The following is a 10,145-nucleotide window of genomic DNA, read 5'->3' on the forward strand; positions in this document are numbered from 1 at the left end:
TGCTTTTGCGGCATGCGTGGTGTTGTGCCATGCGTGTTGGTGTCGCGTCTGGAGCGGCTGGGGTTGGGCATCCTGACTCGGTCGTGTCCTGCTGAGCTGGTGGACCGGGTCGTTGCCGAGGCCGGGTGCGCGGAGAAGCGCCGGCGTGTGCTGTCGGCCCGCTTCACGGTGTACTTCGTGCTGGCACTATGCCTGTTTCCGCAGGCCGACTACCTGGAGGTCTTGCGGTTGGTGAAGGCCGGCGAGCCGACGCTTCGGCCGTGGGCCGGGGTGAACAAGTCATCTCTGACTCGGGCGAGGCAGCGGCTGGGCTGGCCGGTGATGCGTGAGCTGTTCCGAGCCGTGGCCCGGCCGCTGGGCCGGAGCACAGAACTCTTCCACGGACTGCGGGTCCTGGCTCTGGACGGGATGCTGCTGGCCGTCCCCGACTCGCCCGGCAACCGGGAGACGTTCGGCAAGTCCGGCTCCCAGCGCAGTCCGATGGGCTATCCGCAGGCCCGGGTGGTCGCGCTGACGGAGTGCTCGTCGCACGCGGTGCTGGACGCGGTGATCGGCGGCTGGAAGGACTCCGAGCGGATCGTGTCCGACGAGTTGGAAGCCCATATCGGGACCGGGACACTGGTCTTGGCTGACCGTGGCCTATGGGGCCTGGCCCGCTGGCACCGCTTTCGCGACCGGGGCGCCCACCTGCTGTGGAGGATCGAGCGCCGGGCTGCCCGCAGGGTGCAGGACGTCCTGCCGGACGGGAGTTACCTGGCCCGGATCCAGGCGAACAAGCATGCCAAGGCCGCCGGAACCGTCAAAGCTCCACCGGCTCTGGTGAGGGTGATTGAGTACCGCGTCGACGGCCAGGCGGACGTGGTCCGGCTTGTCACCAGCCTGATGGACCATGAGGAGTATCCGGCCGTCGAACTCGCCACTTTGTATGCCCGGCGCTGGGAGATCGAGATCGTCTTCGATGAGATCAAGACTCATCAGCGCGGCAGACCGGTCCTGCGTTCGCAGACTCCGGACGGGGTCAGGCAGGAGATCTTTGCCCACCTGATCGTCCACCACGCGACCCGCGACCTGCTCAACGAGGTGGCCCGGATCGCGCAGACTTCCACCGAGCGGACATCGTTTACCCGCGCCCTGCATGTTGTCCGCCGTTCGGTATTCGCGCCGTGCGGCTTTTCCCCCCTCAGCCCGAAATCATGACCGCCTTCTCGGCCTCGCCGAGATCCGCTGGTCTCTTCTGCCACGACGGCGGTCACGCGAGTGTCCCCGAAAACTGAAGTCGTCGATCACCCCGTTCAGCAGCAAGGCTCCCGACGAACCTGCAAGCCACCGCCGTCCACCAGCCGTCATCACTGTGAACCACAGATGGCAGTGACCACCAAAAGCAACGGCATTGTCATGCCTTAGACAGGGGGGGAACAGCCATGCCAGGCCCGGAGGCCAGCGGCCCTCTTGCAGGACCGCGAAGAACATAACGGGGGGCGTCGTTGAAGCGGCCGTTGACCGCTGCCAGGTCAAGAGCCCGGTCGACCAGATCGGTGCCGACCACAGTCGCGAGCTCGACCGCGCGGGCCGTCTTCGCTCGGATACGGACGGCGCCGGCCGGTCCGGATTCCAGCAACAAGGGCTCGGCGCCCGGGCCGATCGCGAGGTATGCGATTTCGGCCTCGGTCCGCGGCTTGGGGCGGGACTTGTGGATGCTGCGGCCGCCGGGGTGGTGCGGGTCGTGCTCGTCCAGGATCCGCGGAGCCCCGGGGGTGGAGACGTGGTGGCGGACGAGTTCGACCAGGTCGGTGATCTGACGGGCGGTCACTACCAGTTCATCGCCGACGACGCGGACCCAGACCTTCGTTCCGACGTGGCCGGGCGAGGTCGAGAAACGCACGGACGCGAAGCTGATCGATCGACACGAACACGGCCACCGAGCCAGCCTCACCGAGGAGTTGGCTGCGTAGGAAGGCCTCCACGTTCGGATGGGATTGACTGAGCAGGTGACGGGCCCGCCTTGCGCGGGACCGGCTGGAGTGCCTGGTCGACCAGCCTCGCCCGGGCGGGCCCCGGAAGATCACCGATGCCCAGGTGGAAGAAGTGGTCGTCAGGGCACTGGAGACACACCGAAAGACGCCACGCACTGGTCGACGCGGTCGCTGGCCAAAGAGGTGGGCCTCTCCCGGCCGGCCATCACGCGCATCTGATGTACCTCAGCCTCAAGGCGCACCTGATGGACACCTTCAAGCTCTCGAAGGATCCTCAGTTCATCGAGAAGGTCCCGCGATGTGGTGGGCCTGCATCTCGTCCCGCCCGAGCATGCGCTGGTGCTGTGTGTGGCATCACGAACGGTCCGCGCTATCGGCCGCAGCCGACACCGCGGATGAGCGTCCGCCCCGGCGGAAGGATCACGTCATCCCCTTCTCGACCATGTCCGTCTCGCTCACCTCAGACGAGGCTTTCGTGGCGACGAAGCGGAGGCGCGTCGTGCACAGGGAGACGACGACGGCCGAAGCTGCCACTACGGCCATGCCCCAGGCCAGGTCGCTCACTTCGGCGACGAATCCGATCAGCGCGGGTCCGACGAGCAGACCGGTGGTGCCCGTGGCGGCGACGACGGAGAGGGCTTGCGGCCCTTCGGCCGCCGCGGCGACGTAGAGGCATGGTGCCACGGCGGCCACACCCAGCCCCACGCACGCGAAACCGATGAGCGCGGGAACAACACCTCCGGTCAGCAGAGCGAGGCCCAGTCCGGCGCCGGCCGCCGTGCTGCCGAAGCGGACGACCCTGGCGTCACCCCAGCGGCTGCGCCAGCCGTCACCGAAGAGGCGTGCGACGACCATCACGCTCGAGATGACGGCGATGCCCAACGGCGCGACCTGGGGTGACGCGTGGGCGATGTCCTTCAGATAAAGCGCGGACCAGTCGTTCATGGACCCTTCGACCACCTCGGCGAACACCATGGCGCAGCCGAGCCAGAACACTGCCTGTGTCAGCCGGGTGAACCTGCGACGACGCTTGCCCTCCTCCTGCTTTGCTACCGGCTCGCCCGAGGAGGCCGCGGAAACCTCTTCAGCGAGCAGACGCGGTCGTGCATACGCGAGGAGCGCGAGGAGGATCACCGAGGCGACGGCGAAATGGGGGGCGATGTCCGGAGTCAGTGCCGTCACCCCTGACGACAGCAGAGCGGCAAGGAACGAACCCGCACTGAAGGTGGCGTGCAGCTGTGTCATCGCCGTACGTCCGTGGACCTTCTCCAAAGCGGCGCCCTGCGCGTTCATCGCCACATTCAGACAGCCCACGGCCACGCCGTCCGCACAGACAATCACCAGCGCCGTCGGGTAGTTCGGGGCCACGGCCAGCACAAGGAGGATCGCCACCAGGCTGAGCCCGGACAGCAGGGCGACGCTGCGCGCCCCGAGGCGGTGCATCAGGAACGTGATGAGCGGGAAGGAAGCCACCGCGCCCGCCCCGGTGACCACGAGCAGCAGGCCCACCTCGCCGGCACTCAGATCGAGGCGTTCCTTGAGGGCGGGGATGCGGGAGGCCCAGGTGGCGTACTGGAACCCCAGGAAACAGAACAGCGCCGCGATGGCCAACTGCGTACGCCTGAAATCGTCTAGGACACGGGGCATGGAAATCGGGTCGCCTCCTCCGAAGGGCTGGTATCTCTGCCGGATACCGCGATGGACATGTACACGGCGTTTTCGCCGTAGCTCTCCGGGAGCCGGACCCGTGGGTGGGCCCGGTAACCGTGGGCGGCCCAGAAGGGGGCCATGCCGTCGACGGCGACGAGCGAGATGTGCTCGAACCTCGGTCGCGCGGCGGCCGCCAACCGGGTCAGCAGGCCCCGCCCCCACCCGTTGCCCCGCTGCTCGTGGGCGACGACCATGTCGTGAAGATGGAGGTTGCGTGAGTCGTGTGCGGGCTCGTCGACCCGGGCCAGCGGTGGGGACTGGAACCTCGGGTAGGGCAGCGCGAGCAGGTAGCCTTCTATTTCTCCGTCGAGGTCCAGCACGAAGCAGGTGTCCGGTGAGGCGCGCCCCTTCGATTCCAGCGCTGCCAGGCCCTCGGTGAGTGAACTTCCCGCATAGGCCGCTGCCTCCACCGCGGCTATGCCCGGCCAGTCACTGTCCCGCACGGGACGGATGCGCTCGTCGCGGCCGGCCCGCTCCTCGCTCACGCCGCCTCCGCGTGGCCGAGTTCGGCAGGTGTCACCATGTGCGGCAGCGGTCCAAAGCCGTTGAAGGCTTGCGTCATGTAGCTGGTGGCGTAGGCGCCGGCGGACAGGATCCACACCGGGTCGCCGGACGTCAGCGCCTTGGGCACTCGCAGGTGTGCGCTCCCGTAGGCGTCGTCGCTGTCGCATGTGGGGCCGGCCACGACGGCCGCGACGTACTCGCCATCGGCGTGTCCCGGAAAGACGAGCCGGTGGCAGAGTTCGTCCATCTCGTAGAGGCCGTTGAATTTTCCGCAGCTGAGGTAGAGCCAGTGCACCAGTTCTCCGTCGGCCTGCCGCCGCTCGGTGAGCCGGTAGACGTGTGCGCGGATCGCGCCGTGATCGGCGACCAGGTGGCGGCCGGGCTCCATGACGATGTCGAGAGGCGCCGCGTTCAGGCGCCGCAATTCCTCGATGCCTTCGCGCAGAACAGCGAACATCTTGTCCAGCGGCGGCTCCAGCGGGCGGCCGTGCCGGTCCAGGTATCCGAGGGCGGGCAGGCCGCCGCCGAGGTTGACGTGGTCCAGCACGATGGCCCGGTGACGCAACGCAACCAGGACGTCCGCCAGCTGGTCGACGGCCTGGCGCCACGCGTCGTACGTCATCTGCTGTGATCCCACGTGTACCGACAGCCCGGCCGGGGTCAGGCCGGCGGCACGGGCCACGGTCAGCACGCGGACGGCGTCGTCCCCGGAGCAGCCGAACTTGCGGCTGAGTCCCCACAGGGCGCCTTCTCCGCTGGTGGTGAGGCGGCAGTACACACGGGCGCCCGGGGCGTTGGCGGCGATGGCCGCCACGTCCTGAACGCTGTCCGTGGCGAACGTCCGCACGCCGAGCCGGTGCGCCTCGGCAATGCTCGCGTCGGACTTCACGGTGTTGCCGTAGTGGATGCGGTCCGCGGGCACGCCCAGTCGGAGCGCCTGCTCGATCTCGCCGGGGCTCGCCGCGTCGAATCCGGCGCCTCGGTCAGCGAGGCAGGTCAGCACCTCGTCGACCGGACATGCCTTCATCGCGAACCGTACGGTGACCGGCAGTTCGCGCACCAGGCGGTCGTACTGGCCCTCGATCCCGGTGAGATCGAAAACGACCCGATCCGTCGAAGCGTCGGCCAGGGCGGAAGCCAGTCGCGTCTCCAGGTCCCAGCTCACGCGCCCGCACTCCCCAGGCCGGTGTCCCGGGCGAAGCGCACGAGCACGGGCCAGGCGTCGATCAGGTACGCGAAGTCCTCCGTGTCCTGTTGCGCCTCGTCCAGCAGCTGCTCCCGACGCGCGTCCATCACGTCAGCGAACTCGGCGTAGCGGCCGCCCAGTTTCCGGTACGCCGTACTGACCCGGTCCAGTCGCCAGACGTTCTCCGTCTGGTCCCGACCGGCGCTCTGGCGCAGGAAGCCGGAGATGACGTCTCCACGGACCCGCCCCTGCTCGTCCAGCAGTGCGGTGTCGGGGGCCGCGCTCATCCGGTCGTAGACGTCGTTGAGGTAGAGCATCGACAGCAGGAACTTCACAAACCTCAGCTGGTAGGCGCGGAAGCCGGCGTCGGTGCGTCGGAAGGGTGTGTAGAAGTTCCGGATATGGCGGTTGTGCAGTACGCCGGGCAGTGCGGCGTCGTGGACGAGGTGGATGAGGAAGTAGTCGCTGCCTATGGTGTCGGTCGCCGCGGGCAGCGGCACCCGCTCGTACACCTCGTGGTGGAAGGCGATGTTGCACATGTCGACCCTCATGGGGTCGACGAGGGTCAGGGTGGAGTGATCCTCGGTGAAGGGTGTGGTTCCGGCGCCCTTGAAGGACTCCTCGACGAGTAGTCCCTTCTGCTCGTCCGACCAGTGGGCGGGGGCCCACAGGCTGACGACGTCGTGGTAGACGCCCGCGTCGAGCTGCTCGATCTCCGCGATGTCCACGGACGGTTCACCGACGAAGGAGGCTCCGACCATCGACACCCGGCGCTGGCCGTGGTGCGGGGCGAGGACGGTCTCCGTCACGGCCGCCGACGCCATGGATGCGGTCTTCCCGAGTGAGGCCAGCTCGTGATGGATGGGAAAGACCTTTTCGCCGTCCAGCACCTGATAGCTGGAGTCCGAGTCCCTGCGGTGCACCGACCGGCAGCCGAGTGCGCCGGCGATGAGGAAGGCACGGTTGGTACATGCACCGTAGGAGAGGTCGGCAGGCAGCATCAGGGCGAGCAGCCGGTCGGGTGCGGCGAGGTCGGAGCGCTGGATCGTGCGCCGCAGGAACTCCCGTTGGCGTGCTTCGTCGAGGTGGTGGACGATCACGTCGGGGGCGGCCGGCAGGTCGGCCACCACGCGGGTGTGTTCCGTCCACGTGGCCTGGTCGCAGGAGTCGAGGATGAGCACGTGCACCCCGATACCAAAGGTGCGGGCTGCGTACGCGGCCTCCTCGGCGATGCCGACGATGGCCTCCTCACACGCCCTGTTGGTCGGCAGAGCCAGGCAGATCCGGTCGGTGCTGGTGGTGTGCTTCACTTGCCGCTCTCTCGTTCACTCCAGGAGTCGAGCCCCAGGAGTTTCCTGCCGAGGTCGTTGAGCGTCGCGGCACCGTAGCGAAGCGATTCGTGCCGATCGACGTCTCCGAGCAACGTCCCGTTCCAGTCGGGTGTGCTGAGAGTCCGCCAGGAATGGACACGGGAGCGGCGAAGCGCTTCGTGCTCCTCCAGTGCCGGCATCATCGACAGGTACTGGACGGCCCGCACGCCGTGGTCGGAGACGTTGGGCGCGACGCCGTGCGCCAGCAGTCCGTTGAAGATCAGCAGATCGCCGGCCTGCAGATCGGGACGTACCACGGAGAACTCGGCGCGGTCGATCGCGGGCCTGATCGGGTCCCGATCGGCCGTCTGCGCGATCCGCCACTCATCGAACTGGCGGAACAGCTCTGGTGCGCACTGGAATCCGCCGAGTTCGGGCTGAGTGTCGTTGAGGGCCAGGATGCCCTGCACCCGCTGTGGCAGCACGCCGAGGGTGGTGTCCACGTCCCAGTGCAGCTCGATGTCGAATCCCTCGTCGGTCGGCGCGATGAGGGAGCGTGAACGGCTGCCCCGGTTGGGCGGGTTGAGGTTCAGCCGGTCGAGGGTGACCCACAGCTCCTCGCAGTCCCACACGTCGGCGAAGGCGTCGTAGACCCGCTGGGTCTGCCGGTTGTCCCACATCAGCTGATGGTGGTACGCCTCTACGAAGCCGTAGACGTGCAGGTCACGGTCGAGGTCCGAGCGGAACTCGCGTTCTTGGTACCAGGTTTCGGGCCGGTCGGGGTCAAGCCCGGCGAACTCCCAGGCGAACTCGTACAGGCTCTTTGCGGCGCCTGGAGAGACGGCGTTGCGCACGACCACATAGCCATACGTCTGCCAGAAGGCGAAATCCTGTTCCGACAGCACGCGCAGCGACTGTGGCTCCTCGAGCTTTATGTCTCTCAGTTGCGTCTGCGCGAGGTAGGTCTCACCGTCAGCGCTGAAATAGGGGCGCCGTGTCGGGGCGCGGTACAGATACGGGTCGGGCGTCGGCATGCGATCACTCCAAGGCACGATTCCTCAGCGGCCGAGAGGAACTCATGGCCGTTACTGTTCGAACTGAGGTTGCAGCCAAAGTGGACTGGACCAATTGGTGATGTCAATCGTCACCGGGGGAAGTTGCCGCCATTTGCCTGTCAGCTGCCTGTTACCGGCCGAACCCGCTCCTGTGCGCGGTGCGGCGTGATGAACGGGGACTCCAGGTGCCGACTGGGGTGCCGGCCGCTCGACTTGCGGGGAGGAGCACCAGGACTGTGGCCAGCCGGCGGCCAGGGGCCGCCGTTGATGACGAGGGCGCCGGCATGCGGTGCATGACCTGGACCGCCCTCGGGTTCGGGTCCGCCCGGACGGTCACCGCGACGTACCCGGCCGACCGCAGGCCCCGTCCGTGTTGCCACGCACTTCCTGGTTGGACTAGACCAACGACGAGTGGGCGGGCTATAACGAATTACCTGCAGTGCGCCCGGAAGGCGGATCATGACCACCAGAGTGAGCGTCGTCCAAGACGGCACCGGAATGCCTGGTGCCGTTACACGGGTGCCGAAGTATTACCGAGTCAAGCAGCACATCCTCGAGATGGCGCAGTCGCTGGGGCCGGGCCAACGCGTGCCCGCCGAGCGATTACTCGCCGTCAGCCTCGACACCTCGCGCACCACGGTCCGGCGGGCCCTGCAAGAGCTCGTCAGCGAAGGCAGGTTGGACCGGATCCACGGGAAGGGCACGTTCATTGCACGGCCGAAGCTCTACCGCGCCCTTCAACTCACCTCCTACACCGAGGACATGCTGGCCCAGGGACTCAAACCTGCCTCACGGATCCTCGATATGCGTCACATCAAGGCTGACGAGGAACTGGCGCGCCTGCTCGCCATCGACATCGGCGAGGAGGTAGTGCTCCTCGAACGGCTTCGGCTGGCCGACGGCGAGCCCATGGCCATCGAGTCGACCCACCTGCCCGCACGGCGCTTCCCCGGCCTGCGCGAAACGCTGACCAGGTACAGCTCTTTGTACGCGGCACTAGCCGAGGTGTATGGAGTTCACCTCCTCAAAGCCGAGGAGGGCATCGAGACCACGCTCGCGAACCCGTACGAGGCCGGGCTGCTCTCGACCATCGTCGGCCTTCCCATGATGCTGCTGTCCCGACACTCCCACGACACGGAAGGCAGACCGGTGGAGTGGGTCCGTTCGGTGTACCGCGGCTCCCGCTACAAGTTCGTGGTGAGCCTGGTGCCCACCGCGGACCGGGCCTTGGATTGATTCGCCGTCCCACCACGGCCGTTCGTCCCTCCTCTCGGGCACTCCATGCTCATGGCCAGCCCTGCGACCGCGCTGCAGCGAGCTGATCGCGCCGCCAACGCTCGGAGGCGGCCTTCACCTCACTGTGAGCGCCCCGATCGCACGTCAAGAACTGGTCCCTCGAGGCCGGCCTCACGGCCGAACCCATTGAGGATCAGTCCCGCCCCGCCAATCCTGGGAAATTCGTGACACGACAGGGTGTTCTCACCAACCGAACCGAAGCCGTCCCGACGCCGCCCGAAGCCCGCCGATCAACGACCGCCGAGACTGGTGAAGGCGCAGACCGCCTTCGGGTGTCAGGCCGCTCGCTGTCCCCTGCCCTGGAAACTTCCGTTCCCACATCCCGGACATCGTTGTCACCAACCCTGGCGGAAACGCTGATCACCGCACGCGAGGCAGCCTGTCTGACCCAGCAAGACCTCGCGGAGCGATCCGGGGTGAGCGTGCGGGCCATCCGCAACCTCGAGACCGGACACACCTCCCGTCCCCGCAAGCAGTCGCTCCTTCTGATCGCCAAGGCCCTCGGGCTGCCCTTGGAGGACATCGGCCGACTGATGCGCCGACCGAGCGCCGGAGACCACCACCTGTCAGCGCCTGGTCCCGTACCCTTCGAACTCCCGCCTGTTCCTCGCCACAGCCTCGCCGGTCGTGCGACGCACCTTGCTTCCCTGCGGGCTCACCTCTCAGCCGCAAAAGACGGTCACACCGGCCGACCCGTGGTCGTCGTCGGGCCGCCCGGTGCAGGGAAGACCGCACTGGTCATCAAAGCGGCACACGGTGCGCGTGACCGGTTCCCGGATGGCCAGGTCTTCGTGGACCTCCACCCGAACATGTCCACCACACCACTGACGCCGGACGAGATCGTTCCCCGCGTCCTGCGCTCCCTCGGCACCGGCCAGGTGGCCGATCATCCGGAGGAGGCAGCTGCCCGGTTACGGGACGCGCTGAGCAGAAAGTGCGTTCTCGTCGTCCTGGACAACGTCGACAGCGAGGCACAGGTGCGACCCCTGCTGGTGGACGGTTCGTGCCACGCCGTGCTAGGGAGCGTATTGGGTCGTGATCAATCTTCGAGTTCTGTCTGTGGGGCGGGGCCTGGACAGGTAGACCTTCTTGGATGACTCGCGTGCAACTG

9 protein-coding genes are annotated in these 10,145 nt (G+C 67.4%); 3 read left to right on the plus strand and 6 right to left on the minus strand.

Translation table 11 applies throughout. The features are described 5' to 3' along the window. Positions 1–39 precede the first annotated feature (39 nt). A complete protein-coding gene (locus ABZ453_RS32680) occupies positions 40–1,197 on the plus strand; it encodes an IS4 family transposase (protein ID WP_359020578.1) in 1,158 nt (385 codons plus the stop codon). A 196-nt stretch (positions 1,198–1,393) separates the two neighbouring features. Here the strand turns inward: ABZ453_RS32680 and ABZ453_RS32685 are convergent, their stop codons facing one another. The 6 genes from ABZ453_RS32685 to ABZ453_RS32710 all read right to left on the minus strand — a co-directional run bounded on the left by ABZ453_RS32685 (position 1,394) and on the right by ABZ453_RS32710 (position 7,717). Beyond that, positions 1,394–1,882: a hypothetical protein gene (locus ABZ453_RS32685; RefSeq protein WP_359020580.1), complete on the minus strand. Its 489-nt coding sequence runs from the start codon at positions 1,880–1,882 to the stop codon at positions 1,394–1,396. Between the two features lie 511 nt (positions 1,883–2,393). Continuing rightward, a complete protein-coding gene (locus ABZ453_RS32690; protein ID WP_359020582.1) occupies positions 2,394–3,620 on the minus strand; it encodes an MFS transporter in 1,227 nt (408 codons plus the stop codon). Further along, positions 3,605–4,168 carry a GNAT family N-acetyltransferase gene (locus tag ABZ453_RS32695; protein ID WP_359020584.1) on the minus strand — a complete coding sequence of 188 codons (564 nt, stop codon included), beginning with the start codon at positions 4,166–4,168 and terminating at the stop codon, positions 3,605–3,607. Before ABZ453_RS32695 ends, ABZ453_RS32690 begins: the two co-directional genes overlap by 16 nt. Beyond that, on the minus strand, positions 4,165–5,352 hold the full coding sequence (locus ABZ453_RS32700) for a type III PLP-dependent enzyme (protein ID WP_359020586.1): 1,188 nt from the start codon (positions 5,350–5,352) through the stop codon (positions 4,165–4,167). The genes ABZ453_RS32695 and ABZ453_RS32700 overlap by 4 nt, the downstream gene beginning before the upstream one ends. Next, positions 5,349–6,683: a DUF6271 family protein gene (locus ABZ453_RS32705; RefSeq protein ID WP_359020588.1), complete on the minus strand. Its 1,335-nt coding sequence runs from the start codon at positions 6,681–6,683 to the stop codon at positions 5,349–5,351. Before ABZ453_RS32705 ends, ABZ453_RS32700 begins: the two co-directional genes overlap by 4 nt. Then, positions 6,680–7,717, minus strand: coding sequence for a phytanoyl-CoA dioxygenase family protein (locus ABZ453_RS32710; RefSeq protein WP_359020591.1), 1,038 nt, complete (start codon positions 7,715–7,717; stop codon positions 6,680–6,682). The genes ABZ453_RS32705 and ABZ453_RS32710 overlap by 4 nt, the downstream gene beginning before the upstream one ends. A gap of 480 nt (positions 7,718–8,197) precedes the next feature. Between ABZ453_RS32710 and ABZ453_RS32715 the strand changes: the two genes are divergently transcribed. Next, complete coding sequence (locus ABZ453_RS32715) at positions 8,198–8,974, plus strand: GntR family transcriptional regulator (RefSeq protein ID WP_359020593.1); 777 nt, start codon at positions 8,198–8,200, stop codon at positions 8,972–8,974. A 224-nt stretch (positions 8,975–9,198) separates the two neighbouring features. After that, a complete protein-coding gene (locus ABZ453_RS32720) occupies positions 9,199–10,131 on the plus strand; it encodes a helix-turn-helix domain-containing protein (protein ID WP_359020595.1) in 933 nt (310 codons plus the stop codon). Positions 10,132–10,145 lie beyond the last annotated feature (14 nt).

This window comes from Streptomyces sp. NPDC005799 (genome assembly GCF_040630525.1).
Lineage (GTDB): Bacteria > Actinomycetota > Actinomycetes > Streptomycetales > Streptomycetaceae > Streptomyces > Streptomyces griseorubiginosus_B.